Origin of the sequence: uncultured Nocardioides sp., from assembly GCF_947488025.1 — a bacterium.
Lineage (GTDB): Bacteria > Actinomycetota > Actinomycetes > Propionibacteriales > Nocardioidaceae > Nocardioides.
This window is the reverse complement of sequence record NZ_CANKYS010000001.1, coordinates 17,180-32,312: the sequence shown is the minus strand read 5'-3', so window position 1 is coordinate 32,312 and position 15,133 is coordinate 17,180. Positions and strand designations below refer to the sequence as shown.

The window sequence follows — 15,133 nt, the reverse complement described above, 5'->3', positions numbered from 1 at the left end:
GTTCAACGGCGAGGGTGGTCGCCACCCTCGACTGGTCCCAACCACGACGTCGCAGGAGTTGTTCCGTTGCTCGAAGCGCTCGATCCCGAGCAGCGACAGGTCGCCGAGGCGCTGCGCGGACCGGTGCGTGTCCTCGCCGGCGCCGGCACCGGCAAGACGCGCGCGGTCACCCACCGCATCGCGCACGGCGTCGCCCAGGGGGTCTACGCGCCGACGGAGGTGCTGGCCCTGTCCTTCACGACCCGTGCGGCCGGCGAGATGCGCGAACGCCTGCGGGCCCTCGGGGCGCCCGGGGTGCAGGCGCGCACGTTCCACTCCGCCGCGCTGCGCCAGCTGCGCTTCTTCTGGCCACGCGTGCACCAGCGCGAGCTCCCCGAGCTCGTCGAGTCCAAGCTCGGCATGCTCGCCCTCGCGGCGCGCCGCCAGCGGCTCGGCGTCGACCAGGCCACGCTGCGTGACCTCGCCAGCGAGATCGAGTGGTCCAAGGTCTCCAACGTCAGCCCCGACACCTATGCCGCGATCGCCCGCACCCGCGGCCGCACCGTGTCGGGCCTCGACCCCGAGGTGGTCGCGCGCGCGTTCGACGCCTACGAGGAGGTCAAGCGCGGCCAGGGCCGGATGGACATGGAGGACGTGCTCCTGTTCGGTGCCGGTCTCCTCGCCGACAACGAGGCGGTGGCCGCCCAGGTCCGCCGGCAGTACAAGTGGTTCGTCGTCGACGAGTTCCAGGACGTCTCGCCCCTCCAGCACGCCCTGCTCGACCTGTGGCTCGGCGGCCGCGACGAGCTGTGCGTCGTGGGTGACCCGGCCCAGACGATCTACTCGTTCGCCGGCGCCGACGCCCGCTACCTCCGCGAGTTCACCCAACGCTTCCCGTCAGCCACGAGCGTCGACCTGGTCCGCAACTACAGGTCCACCCCGGAGGTCGTCTCCGCGGCCAACCGGCTGCTCGAGGGCACCCCCAGCAAGGGCGTCGACCTCGTCGCCCAGCGGCCGTCCGGCGCCCGCATCACCTGGCGCGAGGCCACCGACGAGGTCGCCGAGGCCGAGGCGGTCGCCGACCGCGTCGCCGCCCTGCGGGCCTCCGGCACGCCCGCCAGCCGGATGGCCGTCCTGCTGCGCATCAACGCGCAGTCCGAGCGCTTCGAGGAGGCCCTGGCGGCTCGCGGCCTCCCCTACGTCGTACGCGGTGCGGCGCGGTTCTTCGACCGCCCCGAGGTGCGGCAGGCGATCACCCTCGTCCGGGGCGCCGCGCGCTCGGGCGAGGCGTCGGGCCCGGTGTCGGACGCCGTCGTGGCCGTGCTGTCGCAGATGGGCCACTCCACCGAGCCCCCCGAGGGCAGGGGAGAGGTCCGCAACCGGTGGGAGTCCCTGCAGGCGCTGGTCGACCTCGCCGCCGACTTCGGCCGCGAGCGCCCCGAGGCGGGTGTCGGCGACTTCGTCGACGACCTCGACCGCCGGGCCAGCGAACAGCACGCGCCGGTGGCCGACGCCGTCACCCTGGCGACCATCCACTCGGCCAAGGGTCTGGAGTGGGACGCCGTCTTCGTGGCCGGTATGCACGACAAGATGATGCCGATCTCGCAGGCGCAGACGCCCGCCGAGATCGAGGAGGAGCGCCGCCTCCTCTACGTCGCGATGACCCGCGCCCGCGACGAGCTGAGCGTGTCGTGGGCGACCGCGCGGGAGCCGGGCGGCCGGTCCACCCGCGGCAGCTCGCCGTTCCTCGCGCCGCTGCTCGACGGCGTGCCCGGCGTGTCCGTGCAGCGCCGCGAGCGCACCCGGCGCAACCGCGCCGCGATGCACTGCCGCGAGTGCGGCAAGGCGTTGTCGACGTCGGTGGAGAAGAAGACCGGTCGCTGCGCCGACTGCCCGGCCTCCTACGACGAGGCGCTCTTCGAGCGGCTGCGCGAGTGGCGCCTCGCCCGCTCCGCGGAGGACAGCGTGCCGGCGTTCGTCATCTTCACCGACGCGACCCTTCAGCTCATCGCCGAGCACGTCCCCACCGACGAGAAGGGGCTGCGCGCGATCAGCGGCGTCGGCCCGAGCAAGATCGCCAAGTACGGCGACGAGGTGCTCGCGCTGGTGGCCGGGGCAAGCCCCTGACCGGGCCCGGCGAGGCGTCCGGACGGACGCCGAAAAGAAATCTCGGTAATACCCATTAAATGGTTTGCCCCTGACGATGTGAGGGGTCTAACGTTCCCTGCACAACAACCCGCGCATGGGATCGCTGACAACGATCCGCGCCCGACGCCCCGAAGGAGGTGGCCCCCATGGAGAACTACACGATGACGATGACGGCTTGGACGCCGTCCTTCGGCATGCCCGCTGCCGGCCACCGCTGCGCCACTGATGTGCGCGTCCTCGGTGTCGATGGTGCAGCTGCGCTCCAGGGGACCGCTGTGTCCATCGAGCGCGTCAAGGGCGTCTTCCCGGGTCTTCCAGCCTGGAGTCCACCGACGAGTTGAGAGAACTCGCATCGGCAGCCTCCAGGCCGCGGAACCCGACACCCGGGATCCGCGGCCTTTCTGTTTGTCCCAGTGACGTCCCCATGAGTCACCCACCGCGATCAGGTCAACGAGAAGGAGGTGAACACATGACCATCAGCGTTCTCGACCGCAACCGAGCTGCCGACATGACCCAGGCGGAGCCCCAGGCCCCGCTCGGAGCCCTGCACGACGCAGCTGCCGGAGTGGATGAGGAGTTGCTGCCCTGCCGCGTCAACGACGCAGAGCTGTGGTTTGCCGAGTCCCCCGCGGACGTGGAGCAGGCCAAGGCCCTCTGCATCGACTGCCCCGTGCAGGCGCTGTGCCTCGACGGAGCCCTCGAACGGCGTGAGCCGTGGGGCGTCTGGGGAGGCGAGCTCTTCCTCCAGGGCGTGGTGATCCCGCGCAAGCGGCCGCGAGGCCGGCCCCGCAAGTCCGAACAGGTCGCCGCTCAGGCCGGCCAGAACCAGAAGGACGGGGCCGCCGCGTAGGCGCCACCGCTCCACCACCTCCGAGGAACCACAAGGAACCACCACTGATGAAGACCTACCGAAATGGACGCAACGACATGAATCTCATGCATGAAGAACTCGCACGCGCGCAAATGACCGCGCGCCTGGGAGAGGCGCAAGAACTGCGGCGCGGCCACCAGCTGGCCCGGGCCCGTCGTATGAGCCGCAAGGCCGAGCAGGCCGCGCAGCAGGCGCGTCTCGCCCTCGCTCGCGCGATCTGACGTGGTCCGAGGCCGACCTGGCCGAGGAGAGGATCTCGCCCTGATCGCGGGTGAGCACACCCAGTGAGCCGGTACGTCGTCACCGTGACGACGTACCGGCTCACTGCTTTTCTGCCCAGCTCGCGCGGCGCGGGCCGGGGTAACCTCGAGACGTGAGCGACCTCGTGACGTGCGACTTCTGCGGCACCCAGGCTCCGGAGGGGGAGACCCTCACGTGGACGACCGCGGTCGAGAACGGCCGTCGGCGCGCCTTTTGCGACACCTGCTCCCGCACCCACCTGCGCGCGATGGAGAGCAAGCTCGACAGCGAGTGGTGGTGAGGGCCGGCCGGGCTCAGCCCGTGTCGGTCGCGGTCTCGAACCAGGCGCACCCGCAGTAGGGATGACGCTCCCAGCGCCGTGCGGCGGGGAGCGGATCGTGGTCGACGCGCCACGACGTGAGCCACGTGTGCGGCAGCTCGCCCCGCGACCACGCGCCGAGGTCCCGGGCGACCGCACCGGCGGCCAGCGCCAGCAGCGGGCGGGGCACCGCGCCCGCGGGGGCCGGGCCACCCTCGTCGAGCACGCCGGCCGCCACGCACCGCGCGCAGGGCCCGACACCGGGGGCGACCCACGGGCCGACCTCGACGGCGTAGGGCTGGACGCCCACCAGCACGTGGGGCAGCGAGTCGACGCACCAGGCGTCGACGACCGGCGAGACCAGTCGCCCGGGGGCCACGGCGATGCCGACCGGAGCAGTCGGGTCGACGACGACACCGGCGGCGGCCAGCGCCGCGAGGACGGCGCCGGCCCACGCGTCAGGGCAGTCGAGCTGTGCGCGGACGCCGGCGGCGTACGGCGACGGGGCGGGGCGGGCAGGCACTCCACGACCGTGCCACGGCCCAGTGCGGTGCGGGCCGTCGTCCACAGGCCATCCCGGCCGTCGGACGTGCCCCCGGACATGCAGCAGCGGCGCCGCCCGCGGGGCGGCGCCGCTGCGATGAGCTCAAGAGCTGAGGCTCAGGCCTTGCCGAGGATGCGGTTCAGGTTGGTGCCGCAGACCGGGCAGACGCCCTTGGCCATCTTGGTGCCCTTGTCGTTGACCTTGATCTCGCCCTCCGCCTCGCGCTTCTCCTTGCACTTGACGCAGTAGAACTCACCGCTCCAGGTCTCCGCCATGACGGCCTCCTTGCTTGTTTTCCTTGGTCGTCGCGGCGGGGAAGTCTCTCGGGGAAGCCCGCCGGGGTGAGCTGGCGGTTGCCAGCGCTCCGTCAGCGACCCTACGCCACGCGTGGGCCACGCTCACGCACCACACGCGCTGAGCGTGAAACCGGGTCCCTCCACGCTCAGCCGGCTCAGTACCCTCGGGCCATGCCAGACACCTCTGCGGACCGTTCCCACCTGCGCCTCGAGCGCCCCTCCGAGGGGGTCGTCCTGCTGACCCTCGACAACCCCGCGATGCGCAACGCGATGAGCGACGAGATGACCTCGTCGTGGGTCGCGACCATCGACGATCTCGCCGCCGACCGGTCCGTGCGCGCGGTCGTCGTGACGGGGGAGGGCAGCGCCTTCTGCTCCGGCGGCAACACCTCGTGGATCGCCAGCGAGCCCGACGCCACCGTCGACCACCTGCGCTCACGGATGCTGCCGTTCTACCGCGCCTGGCTGTCGATCCGGCGCCTCGAGGTGCCCACCATCGCCGCTGTCAACGGCGCCGCCATCGGGGCCGGGCTGTGCCTCGCGCTCGCCTGCGACATCCGCTACGCCGCGGCCGGCGCCAAGATGGGTGTGCCCTTCAACAAGCTCGGCATGCACGCCGGGATGGCCGGCACGTGGCTGCTGCCCGACGTGGTCGGCCCCGCCCACGCGCGCGACCTGCTGCTCACCGGCCGCGTCGTGGAGGCCGAGGAGGCGCTGCGGCTCGGTCTCGTCTCCCGTGTCATCGGTCCCGAGGCGTTCCTCGACGAGGTGCTCGAGACGGCCGCGGGCATCGCCGCCACCGCGCCGATCGCGGCGCGGCTGACCAAGGTGGCGCTCGCCGACGGTGGCCACGCCGACTTCGAGTCCGCGCTCCAGTGGGAGGCCCTCGCCCAGCCGATGACGCTCGCGACCGCCGACCTGCAGGAGGGCATCGCGGCCGCGAAGGACAAGCGGGCGCCGCAGTTCCGCGGCCACTGAGCGGCACGGGTGGGGAGGACGAGGACGAAGAAGGGGCCCCGCAGCCCCGACGCCTGCCTTCCCCAGCGTGCGTCGAGGAGCCGTGGGGCCCTTCTGGGCGCAAACCGAGGGCCGGCCGCGTGCGGGGTCAACGGCTCGGTGTCCACGCCTGTGGACAGACCTGTGGAGACGGTGTGCACCGCGGACCGATGACCGTGGAGGACGGTGCCGGGGATGGGGAGGACCCTGTGCGCGACACGCCCGGCGCGGGCGCCGTACTGTGCGGGTGACCAGCGGTTTCACCTGCGTCGGGGCTGTGGAGGAGAAGAAGTGGGCGAGGAGTCGACGGCGGGCGCCGCCCGCGGTCCCGTGGCGACGCTGCGGCGCATCGCGTTCCTGATGGAGCGCCAGCGCGAGGAGACCCGCCGGATCGAGGCCTTCCGCAAGGCGGCGCGCACGATCCTGCCGCTGCCCGAGGAGGAGGTACGCCGCCGCGCCGCCGAGGGCACCCTCACCGAGCTGCCCGGCATCGGCCCCAGCACGGCTGCCGTCATCACCGACGCGTGCAACGGCGTGGTGCCCGAGCGCCTGGTGAGGCTGGAGGAAACCGCCGGTCCCCTGGCGCAGGGCGGGGAGGAGCTGCGGGCCCGCCTCCGCGGTGACCTGCACTCGCACTCCGACTGGTCCGACGGCGGGTCGCCGCTCGAGGAGATGGCGATGACGGCCATGGAGCTCGGGCACGACTACCTCGTGCTCACCGACCACAGCCCGCGCCTGCGGGTCGCCAACGGGCTCAGCGCCGAGCGCCTGGCGCGACAGCTCGGCGTCGTGGACGCCGTCAACGAGCACCTCGACGGCTCGTTCACCCTGCTGAAGGGGATCGAGGTGGACATCCTCGACGACGGGTCGCTCGACCAGACCCCGGAGATGCTCGGCCGCCTCGACGTCCGCGTCGCGTCCGTCCACTCCAAGCTCAGGATGGACGCGGCCCCCATGACGAAGCGGATGGTCGCCGCGGTCCGCAACCCGCACACCAACGTCCTCGGCCACTGCACCGGCCGCCTGGTGACCGGCAACCGGGGCGTGCGACCGCAGAGCCAGTTCGACGCGCGGGCGGTCTTCACCGCGTGCGCGGAGGAGGGGGTGGCGGTCGAGATCAACTCCCGGCCCGAGCGCCGCGACCCGCCCACGAAGCTGCTCGAGCTCGCCCGCGACCTCGGCTGCCTGTTCTCGATCGACTCCGACGCCCACGCCCCCGGCCAGCTCGACATGCTCGACCACGGCGCCGTCCGGGCTACCGAGGCCGGGATCGACCCCGACCGGATCGTCACGACCTGGGAGCGTGACCGGTTGCTCGAGTGGGCCTCCGCCCGGCTCTGAGTGCGGCTCCGGCCAGCGCGCCCACCCCTCGGTGTGGGTGGCGGGCGTTAGGTTCGGCACATGAGCAGCCCGGCCAGCCCGCCCGACGTGGAGGTGCGCCGCTCGCGCCGCCGACGTCGCACGGTCTCGGCCTATCGTGACGGCGACCGCATCGTCGTGCTGATCCCGGCCACCATGAGCAAGCGCGACGAGGCGACGTGGGTCGCCGACATGGTGGCCCGCATCGAGCGGCAGGAGCGGCGCCGGCTGCGCTCCGACGACGACCTCGTCGCCCGTGCCGCCAAGCTCAACGACCTCTACTTCGGGGGCCTGGCGATCCCGGCCTCGGTGCGCTGGGTGACCAACCAGAACTCCCGCTGGGGCTCCTGCACCCCGGGCGAGGGCACCATCCGGCTCAGCGACCGGCTGCAGAAGGTGCCCGGCTGGGTCGTCGACTACGTCCTGGTCCACGAGCTGGCCCATCTGCTCGAGGCGGGCCACACGCCCGCGTTCTGGGCCTGGGTCGACCGCTACCCCCGCGCGGAGAAGGCCAAGGGCTACCTCGAGGGCTACTCCGCGGCCGCGCGGCTGGAGCCGCCGCCCGGACTCGACGACGACTGACTCGACGACGACTGAGCCGCCCGCACCCGCGCCACGGCGGCGTCGATGAGGGCGTACATGTCGTCGAAGGTGACCGGCAGCGCGTCGACGGGCCACCAGCGCACGTCGAGCGACTCCTCGCTCGTCGCGTGCGCCGCGTCGGGCTCGGCCGTGGCGAGGAACCGTACGTCGAGGTGGTGGACGGTGCCGCGGTCGGAGCAGAACTCGACCGCGTGGGAGTCGAGGGACAGTGGCTCCTCGTCGAAGGCGAACGACGTCAGGCCCGACTCCTCGACCAGCTCGCGCCGGGCGCCGTCGGCGAGCGACGCGTCACCCGGCTCCAGGTGCCCGCCGAAGGCCAGCCACGCGTCGGCCTTGCGGTGGTGGTTGAGCAGCACCGCGCCGCCGTCGGGCGACACGACGATAGCGCCCGCGGTGAGGTGGTCGGGGAAGCACGCCTTGGCCAGCCCGTCGGGGTGCGCCGCCAGGTGGGCGAGGTAGCGCTCGCGCAGCGTCTCCTGCCCGGGCGTCGGGGCGACCCAGTCCGACAGCGTCGCGACCGCGCTCGCGTGGAGGGCCTGTCCTGAGGAGGGCGCCCCGCGCCCGTCTCTAAGGGTCACTCGGTCGGGCGGGTGCCGCCGTCGGAGCCGCCGTCGGAGCCACCGTCGGTGCCACCGTCGAGCAGGTCGCGCAGGCCGGCGTCGAACTCCTCCTCGGAGAGCTCGCCGGGCGTCACGGAGTCCTCGCGGAAGCCCAGCGGGTCGTCGAGGTCGCTCGCGGTGGGCAGCAGGTGCGGCGACATCCAGACGCCGTCGCGGGCCTCGGCGCCCTGACGGGTGCGCAGCGAGCCCCACAGGGTGGAGGCGTCGCGCAGCCGGCGGGGCCGCAGCTCGAGCCCGACGAGGGTGGCGAAGGTCTGCTCGGCCGGGCCGCCGGCGGCGCGCCGACGGCGTACGGTCTCCTGCAGCTTGGCGGCCGCCGGCATCCGCTCGGCGGTGGCCTGGCTGACGACCTCGTCGACCCAGCCCTCCACGAGCGCGAGGGTCACCTCGAGCTTCTCGAGCGCCGCCTTCTGGGCCGCCGACGGCTCGGGGTCGAAGAGCCCCCCCGCCAGGGCGTCCTGCATCGCCTCGGGGTTGGTCATGTCGACCTCGCGCAGCTTGGACTCCATCCCGGAGGTGTCGAAGTCCATGCCGGCGCCGTACTCCGAGACCGCCCCGATGAGGTGGTCGCGCAGCCACGGCACGCCGGCGAAGAGGCGCTGGTGGGCGGCCTCGCGCAGCGCGAGGTAGAGCAGCACGTCGTCGGCGGAGACGTCGGGCAGCTCCTCGGCGAAGGCCGCGACGTTGGTGGGGAGCAGGGCCGCCTTGCCGATCGGGCCCAGGGGCAGGCCGATGTCGGAGGCGCTGAGGACGTCACCGGCGAGCGCGCCGAGGCCGCTGCCGACCTGGGAGGCGACCATGGCGCCGCTGGCCTTGCCGAGCATGGCCATCAGGGGGCCGGCGAGCTGCTTCATCTCCTCGGGCATCGCCTGGCCCAGGGCCTGGGTGGCGGAGCCGGCGATCGGCTCGACCAGCACCTTCCACACCGGGATCGTCTCGACGATCCACTCCGCCCGCGACCACGCGGCGGTGGTGGTGACGCCCGAGGGAAACCCGGTCGTCGTGTCGAGCCAGTGGTCGGCCAGGCGTACGGCGTCGGCGACGGCGCCCGACTGGGCAGGGCTGACCGTCGGGTCGGGCTCCTGCGCAGCGGCGCGGCGGGCGAGGTCGGTGACCGTCTCCCAGTTGACCGGGCCGTCGTGCGGCGCGAACAGCGACTGCATCTGGGCCATCAGCGCGTTGAGGTCGGGCATCCCGCCGCCGGGGCCGAAGCCGCCCATCTGCGAGAAGATCTGCTCGAACGGCGTGCCCTTGAAGGGGTTGTTGTCGTCGGGGCCCTGACCGGACGATCCGGGACCTCCGGGGGTGTCACTCATGGCCTCCACGTTACTCACCGCGCCCAGCAGCGCGGCACCCCTAGACTCGACCGCGTGAGCGACCCCACGTCCGACCCCGTGCGCCTCGTCGACATCCGCGACACTCCGCTGGACGTCACGGAGGTCCTCGACGCGCTCGGTGACGACGGCGCCGGAGGCCTCACCCTCTTCGTGGGCCAGGTGCGTGACCACGACTCCGGGAAGGGCGTCACGGCGCTCGACTACTCGGCGCACCCGACCGCCCTGGCCCGGCTCCGCGACGTCTGCCGCCAGGTGGCGCAGGACCACGACGTCAGGGGAGTGGCGGCGGTGCACCGGGTGGGCGAGCTGCGCATCGGCGACCTCGCGGTCGTCGTCGCGACCACGGCGGCGCACCGCGGTGACGCCTTCGCCGCCTCGCGGGCCCTCATCGACACGCTCAAGGCCGAGGTGCCGATCTGGAAGCACCAGGTCTTCGACGACCGGACCGAGGAGTGGGTCGGCACGCCGTAGGGCCTCCCCGTCGCGGACCGCGCCGGCCCCTAGGCTCGTCGCGTGGAGATCCTGCTGTGGCTCGTGCCCTCGGCCGTCGTCGCGCTGGCAGCGATGGCGTGGGTGTCGTGGGCGGGCCGCGACGGCCGCGGCGAGGTCGACCGCGACGTCGCCGTCGAGCGTCTCGGCCGGGCGATCACGAAGGAGCTGCCGGCGGGCACGCGACGTACGTCGGCACCGGCGCGCGACCGCAGCACCGGCATCGCCGTCCGACCCAGCCACGGTGCCGGACCGGGCGACGGCACCACCCGCCGCGCCTCCTGATCGACGGCTTGTCGCCGCGCAGTTGCCGTCGTTTGAGAGAGTTGCGCCCATGACTCAGCGGACCAGGGCGGGACTGCTCGCACTGTGCCTCCTGGCCGTGCTGTGGGCGACGGCCGCGTTCGTGCCGCTTCCCTACGTCACCTACTACCCCGGTCCGACCGTCGACATACTCGCCGAGAGCGACGGCGACGAGATCGTCCGCGTCAACGGACACGAGGCCTTCTACGACGACGGCGAGCTGCGGATGACGACCGTCTACGTCAGCACCCCGCAGGAGGACGTCAGCCTTCCCGAGCTCCTGCGCGCCTACTTCGACCCCGACGCCGCCGTCTGGCCGCGCTCCTCGATCTACGCGCCCGACGAGACCGACGAGTCCAGTGACCGCCAGTCGGATGCCGCCATGGTCTCCTCCCAGGACACCGCGGTCGCTGCCGCGCTCACCCAGCTCGGTGAGGAGGTCGACCCGATCGTGGAGGTCCTCGACGTGACCCCCGGGCTGCCCGCCGACGGCAGGCTCGAGGTGCGCGACGTGCTCCTCCGGGCCGGCGGGAAGCCGGTCACCGACGCCCAGGACGTCGTCGACGCCGTCGACGCCGCGGCCCCCGGCGAGCCGGTCGAGTTCGTCGTACGCCGTGGGAAGAAGGAGGTCGCCGTGGACGTGACCCCCGAGGACGTCGACGGCGACCCGCGCATCGGCATCACCCCCGGCATCGGCTTCGACTTCCCGTTCGAGGTGAGCGTCGACATCGCCGACAACATCGGCGGACCCAGCGCCGGACTGATGATGTCGCTGGCCATCTACGACACGCTCACCCCGGGCTCCCTGACGGGCGGTGCCGACATCGCCGGCACCGGCACGATCACGCCGGCCGGGAAGGTCGGCCCGATCGGGGGGATCCAGCAGAAGATCGCCGCCGCCCGCGACGCCGGCGCGGAGCTGTTCCTCGTCCCGGCCGACAACTGCGACGGCATCGGGGGAGTGGACCCCGGTGACATGCGCCTGGCCAAGGCCACGACGATGGACGGTGCCGTGACGACCCTCGACGACTGGGTCGCCGACCCCGACGCCGACCTCCCCAGCTGCGAGGAGACCGCCTCATGACCAGCCCCACCGACCCGACCCCCGACGCCGTGCCCGACCCGGGTTCCCCCGACGCGCTCCCCGAGGACCCGGCCCTCGCCGCGGCCGTCCTCGAGATCGAGGCGCACGTCGCCCAGGACGGGTGGGACCAGCCGGCCCGGCTCTACGCCCTCGTCGACACCGCCACGCTCGTCGCCCAGGAGCCCGCGCTCGCGGCCGCGATGGCGATCGACGGTCCCGGCGACGACGGGTCGTTCACGCCCATCGAGCAGGACGGCCTGCCGCCCGGGCAGGTCCTCGAGGACGCGCTGCAGACCATCGCGTGGCCCGACAGCGTCACCGGGTGCGCCGCCGTCATCGAGCGGCTGGTGCTGCCCCCCGAGGTCGACGACGAGATCCCCGACGACCCCACGGCGGCCGAGCTGTTCGCGCGTGAGCACCCCGAGCGCCAGGAGGTGCGGATGGTCGCCGGCGTGACGCGCGCCGGTGCGTCGTACTGCGCCCTGCGGTTGCGTGCCCACGACGACGAGCAGTCGGTGGTCAACGGCACCGAGCTCGTCCCGGGGCTCCTCGACCTCCTCCACGCGACGCTGCACGACCCCCTCCACGACCTCGCGCACGACACCCAGCCCCACCCCCACGAGAACCCCTGAGGCCATGAGCAATCCCTTCGACCGACCCAACGGACCCACCGGACCCGACGGCCCCCAGCGGCCGGGCGGACCGGGCGGCGCGGGCGGGGCGCGCCCCACGAACACGTCCCGCCGGCCGGGCGCGCTGGTCATCACCGCGATCGTCCTCGTCCTGGCCTTCATGCTGCTGAGCGCCTTCGCGTCCTTCTGGACCGAGCGGCTGTGGTTCGGCTCGGTCGGCTACCAGGAGGTCTTCACCACCCTCCTCCTCACCCGGGTCGGCCTCTTCTTCGTCTTCGCGGGGCTGATGGCCGCCGTCGTCGCGGTGACGATGGCGATGGCCTACCGCTACCGGCCCGTCCTGTGGCCCGGGATGCCGGGCATGCCCGACGACGGGATGGACCGCTACCGCCAGCTGCTGGCGCCCCGCATGGGCTGGGTCATCGGCGGCGCGGCCGCGGTGATGGGCCTCTTCGCCGGCGCCTCGGCGTCGGGGCAGTGGCGCAGCTACTCCCTGTGGCGGCACAGCCAGGACTTCGGCACGACCGACCCCTACTTCAACAAGGACGTCGGCTTCTACGTCTTCGACCTGCCGTTCTGGCACTACATCGTCGACTTCGTGATGGCCCTGGCCGTCGTGGGCCTCATCGCCTCGCTGCTGATGAACTACCTCTTCGGCGGCATCCGGCTCTCGGCCCGCCCCGGTGAGCGGCTCACCAGCGCCGCGCAGATCCAGGTCTCGGCCCTGCTGGCGCTCTTCGTGCTGGCCAAGGCGGTCGACTACTGGCTCGACCGCTTCGACCTGGTGACCAACTCGGGTTCGATCTTCACCGGCATGGGCTACACCGACGACAAGGCGGTGCTGCCCGCCAAGGAGATCCTCGCCGGCATCGCGATCGTCTGCGCGCTGCTCTTCCTGGCCAACATCTGGCGGCGGACCTGGCTGCTCCCGTCGGTCGGCGTCGCCCTCTTCGCGCTCTCCGCGATCATCCTCGGCCTGATCGTCCCGACCCTCGTCCAGGCGATCCGCGTCAACCCCAACGTGCCGGACCGCGAGGGCCCCTACATCAAGGCCAACATCGACGCGACGCGCGCGGCCTACCAGCTCGACCAGATCGACGTACGCAACGTGAGCGGCACGGCCGTCGCCGACGACGGTGAGCTCGAGGCGCTCGACGGCCTCACCGATGGGATCCCGCTGGTCGACCCGCAGATCGTCAGCGAGATCTTCGAGCAGCAGCAGCAGGTCCGTGCCTACTACTCGGTGCCCAACGTGCTCGACGTCGACCGCTACGAGATCGACGGCACCGACCGGGCCGTGGTGCTCGGCGTGCGCGAGCTCGACCAGAGCGGGCTCGCGGAGAACGACCAGAACTGGTCCAACCTCCACACCGCCTACACGCACGGCAACGGCGTGATCGCAGCCTTCGCCAACCAGCGGCCCGAGGACGACTCCACGCAGCAGACCGGCATCCAGTGGGCCGAGGGTGCGGAGGAGGACGAGGACACCCTGTCGAGGGTCGGCGGCGAGGACGGCTACGAGACGCGGGTCTACTTCGGCGAGCAGAGCCCGACCTACAGCATCGTCGGCCAGCGCCCGGGCGGCGCGCCGGTGGAGTTCGACCTGCCGCGTGGGGACCGCAGCGAGGAGGACGTCGCGACGACGTACGACGGCGAGGCAGGCGTCCCGATCGGCAACATCTTCAGCCAGCTGCTCTACGCCGTTCGGTTCAGCGAGCCCAACCTGATCCTGTCGAGCCGCGTGCACGAGAACTCGAAGATCCTCTACGACCGCAACCCGCGCCAGATGGTCGAGAAGGTCGCCCCGTGGCTGACCGTCGACTCCGACCCCTACCCGGCCGTCGTCGACGGGCGGATCCAGTGGATCCTCGACGGCTACACCGTCACCGACAAGTACCCGCTCTCGCAGCGCGAGTCGCTGGAGGAGATGACCGACGACTCCCTGCAGGAGAACACCGGCTTCCAGACCCTGCCGACCGACGAGATCAACTACCTTCGCAACTCGGTCAAGGCCACGGTCGACGCCTACGACGGCACGGTGACGCTCTACGAGTGGGACCAGGAGGACCCGATCCTCCAGGCCTGGGCGGAGGTCTTCCCCGACTCGGTGCAGCCCAAGGAAGACATCCCGGAGGCGCTCGAGGAGCACCTGCGCTACCCCGAGGACCTCTTCAAGGCCCAGCGCTTCCAGTTCCAGCGCTACCACGAGACCTCGGCGTCGGCGTGGTTCGAGGGGTCGAGCCGCTGGGAGGTGCCCAGCGACCCGCAGCGCACCACGCGCCTGCAGCCGCCCTACCGCCTGTTCACCGACACCGGCGAGGGCGAGACGTGGTCGCTGACCTCGGTCTACGTGCCGCGCGACAAGGAGAACAACCTCGCGGCCTACATGGCGGTCAACAGCGACGCGACGACTGACGACTACGGCAAGGTCTCGGTGCTGCAGCTGCCCAACGAGCCCACGGGCGGACCGCTGCAGATCGCCAACACCTTCGCCACCAACGAGGACGTCAGCGAGTCGCTGCTGCCCTACACGACCGGTGACGCCGACCGCGTGCCGGGCAACCTGCTGACCGTGCCGATCGGCAACGAGTTCATGTACGTCCAGCCGGTCTACACCCGCCGCGACGGCGAGTCGAACTTCCCGATCCTGCGCTTCGTCCTGGTCTCGTACGAAGGCAACGTCGGCATCGGGGAGACCCTGCGCGGGGCGATCGCCGACGCGTTGATCCTCGCCGACGACGGCGGCCGGAACCAGAACCAGGACCAGTCCCCGGAGCCCACGGACGAGCCCAGCCCGACCGACGGGCCGACCAGCGAGCCGTCGCAGTCACCCGGCTCGCAGCCGACCCAGGAACCCGGGGGAGAGGCCAACGTCTCCGAGCTGCTGCAGCAGGCGAGGGAGAAGTTCGCCGAGGCCGACGAGGCGCAGCGCGAGGGCGACACGGTGCGGTGGGCCCGGCTGATGGAGCAGGGACGCCGGCTCGTCGACCAGGCCGTGCGCCAGCTGGGCTGATCGGGGTCCGCTCGCGACCCCTCAGCTGGTTGGAGAACTGCGGCCGTACGACGCCCGGATCCGTCCGGATGCGTCGTACGGCCGCGGTTCTTGCAGGTTTCCAGCCCTGTCGGGCACCCCGATTTGGGCTCGGCCCATCACCCCTGTAATGTTCTGTTCACCGACGCGGGGTGGAGCAGCTCGGTAGCTCGCTGGGCTCATAACCCAGAGGTCGCAGGTTCAAATCCTGCCCCCGCTACAAAAAAGTGGCCCCTGACCTGTGCAAACGCAGATCAGGGGCCACTTGAGATTTGAGCCATT

The 15,133-nt window shown here is 72.1% G+C and carries 16 protein-coding genes and 1 tRNA gene; 13 read left to right on the top strand and 4 right to left on the bottom strand.

Going from position 1 to position 15,133, the window contains the following annotated elements:
* Nucleotides 1-66: 66 nt before the first annotated feature.
* From Q1B24_RS00105 to Q1B24_RS00090, 4 genes are all read left to right on the top strand, one after another.
* Entirely contained in the window at nt 67-2,106 is a 2,040-nt protein-coding gene (locus tag Q1B24_RS00105; RefSeq protein ID WP_299921887.1) for an ATP-dependent DNA helicase UvrD2, read from the top strand.
* A gap of 529 nt (nt 2,107-2,635) precedes the next feature.
* The gene (locus tag Q1B24_RS00100; protein ID WP_299923179.1) at nt 2,636-2,977 is read left to right on the top strand and encodes a WhiB family transcriptional regulator; all 342 of its coding nucleotides are present in this window, start codon (nt 2,636-2,638) and stop codon (nt 2,975-2,977) included.
* A gap of 47 nt (nt 2,978-3,024) precedes the next feature.
* Nucleotides 3,025-3,219: a hypothetical protein gene (locus tag Q1B24_RS00095; protein ID WP_299921885.1), complete on the top strand. Its 195-nt coding sequence runs from the start codon at nt 3,025-3,027 to the stop codon at nt 3,217-3,219.
* Between the two features lie 152 nt (nt 3,220-3,371).
* Nucleotides 3,372-3,539 (top strand): hypothetical protein, encoded by a 168-nt coding sequence (locus Q1B24_RS00090; protein WP_268110325.1) that lies wholly within the window; start codon nt 3,372-3,374, stop codon nt 3,537-3,539.
* 13 nt (nt 3,540-3,552) lie between these two features.
* On the opposite strand, the gene Q1B24_RS00085 is transcribed toward Q1B24_RS00090, so the two are convergent.
* Both Q1B24_RS00085 and Q1B24_RS00080 read right to left on the bottom strand, forming a co-directional pair.
* Nucleotides 3,553-4,080 (bottom strand): hypothetical protein, encoded by a 528-nt coding sequence (locus Q1B24_RS00085; protein WP_299921879.1) that lies wholly within the window; start codon nt 4,078-4,080, stop codon nt 3,553-3,555.
* Nucleotides 4,081-4,217: 137 nt separating this feature from the next.
* Nucleotides 4,218-4,376, bottom strand: a complete 159-nt coding sequence (locus Q1B24_RS00080) for a DUF5679 domain-containing protein (protein ID WP_090969683.1) — start codon at nt 4,374-4,376, stop codon at nt 4,218-4,220.
* 192 nt (nt 4,377-4,568) lie between these two features.
* On the opposite strand from Q1B24_RS00080, the gene Q1B24_RS00075 reads away from it, so the two are divergent.
* From Q1B24_RS00075 to Q1B24_RS00065, 3 genes are all read left to right on the top strand, one after another.
* Complete coding sequence (locus Q1B24_RS00075; RefSeq protein ID WP_299921877.1) at nt 4,569-5,375, top strand: enoyl-CoA hydratase-related protein; 807 nt, start codon at nt 4,569-4,571, stop codon at nt 5,373-5,375.
* A 309-nt stretch (nt 5,376-5,684) separates the two neighbouring features.
* Entirely contained in the window at nt 5,685-6,734 is a 1,050-nt protein-coding gene (locus Q1B24_RS00070) for a PHP domain-containing protein (RefSeq protein ID WP_299921875.1), read from the top strand.
* 60 nt (nt 6,735-6,794) lie between these two features.
* Nucleotides 6,795-7,334, top strand: coding sequence for a M48 family metallopeptidase (locus Q1B24_RS00065; RefSeq protein ID WP_299921873.1), 540 nt, complete (start codon nt 6,795-6,797; stop codon nt 7,332-7,334).
* Here Q1B24_RS00065 and Q1B24_RS00060 read toward each other — a convergent pair.
* Both Q1B24_RS00060 and Q1B24_RS00055 read right to left on the bottom strand, forming a co-directional pair.
* Nucleotides 7,283-7,933, bottom strand: a complete 651-nt coding sequence (locus Q1B24_RS00060; RefSeq protein WP_299921871.1) for an NUDIX domain-containing protein — start codon at nt 7,931-7,933, stop codon at nt 7,283-7,285. The two genes, Q1B24_RS00065 and Q1B24_RS00060, sit on opposite strands and share 52 nt — an antisense overlap.
* On the bottom strand, nt 7,930-9,291 hold the full coding sequence (locus tag Q1B24_RS00055) for a zinc-dependent metalloprotease (protein WP_299921869.1): 1,362 nt from the start codon (nt 9,289-9,291) through the stop codon (nt 7,930-7,932). Before Q1B24_RS00055 ends, Q1B24_RS00060 begins: the two co-directional genes overlap by 4 nt.
* A 54-nt stretch (nt 9,292-9,345) precedes the next feature.
* Between Q1B24_RS00055 and Q1B24_RS00050 the strand changes: the two genes are divergently transcribed.
* From Q1B24_RS00050 to Q1B24_RS00025, 6 genes are all read left to right on the top strand, one after another.
* Nucleotides 9,346-9,783 (top strand): molybdenum cofactor biosynthesis protein MoaE, encoded by a 438-nt coding sequence (locus Q1B24_RS00050; protein WP_299921866.1) that lies wholly within the window; start codon nt 9,346-9,348, stop codon nt 9,781-9,783.
* A gap of 42 nt (nt 9,784-9,825) precedes the next feature.
* Complete coding sequence (locus tag Q1B24_RS00045) at nt 9,826-10,086, top strand: hypothetical protein (RefSeq protein WP_299921864.1); 261 nt, start codon at nt 9,826-9,828, stop codon at nt 10,084-10,086.
* Nucleotides 10,087-10,135: 49 nt separating this feature from the next.
* Nucleotides 10,136-11,188 carry a S16 family serine protease gene (locus tag Q1B24_RS00040; RefSeq protein WP_299921862.1) on the top strand — a complete coding sequence of 351 codons (1,053 nt, stop codon included), beginning with the start codon at nt 10,136-10,138 and terminating at the stop codon, nt 11,186-11,188.
* Nucleotides 11,185-11,820: a PPA1309 family protein gene (locus Q1B24_RS00035; RefSeq protein ID WP_299921859.1), complete on the top strand. Its 636-nt coding sequence runs from the start codon at nt 11,185-11,187 to the stop codon at nt 11,818-11,820. Before Q1B24_RS00040 ends, Q1B24_RS00035 begins: the two co-directional genes overlap by 4 nt.
* Nucleotides 11,821-11,824: 4 nt before the next feature.
* Nucleotides 11,825-14,833 carry a UPF0182 family protein gene (locus Q1B24_RS00030; protein ID WP_299921857.1) on the top strand — a complete coding sequence of 1,003 codons (3,009 nt, stop codon included), beginning with the start codon at nt 11,825-11,827 and terminating at the stop codon, nt 14,831-14,833.
* 164 nt (nt 14,834-14,997) lie between these two features.
* A tRNA-Met gene (locus Q1B24_RS00025) sits at nt 14,998-15,071 on the top strand.
* Nucleotides 15,072-15,133 lie beyond the last annotated feature (62 nt).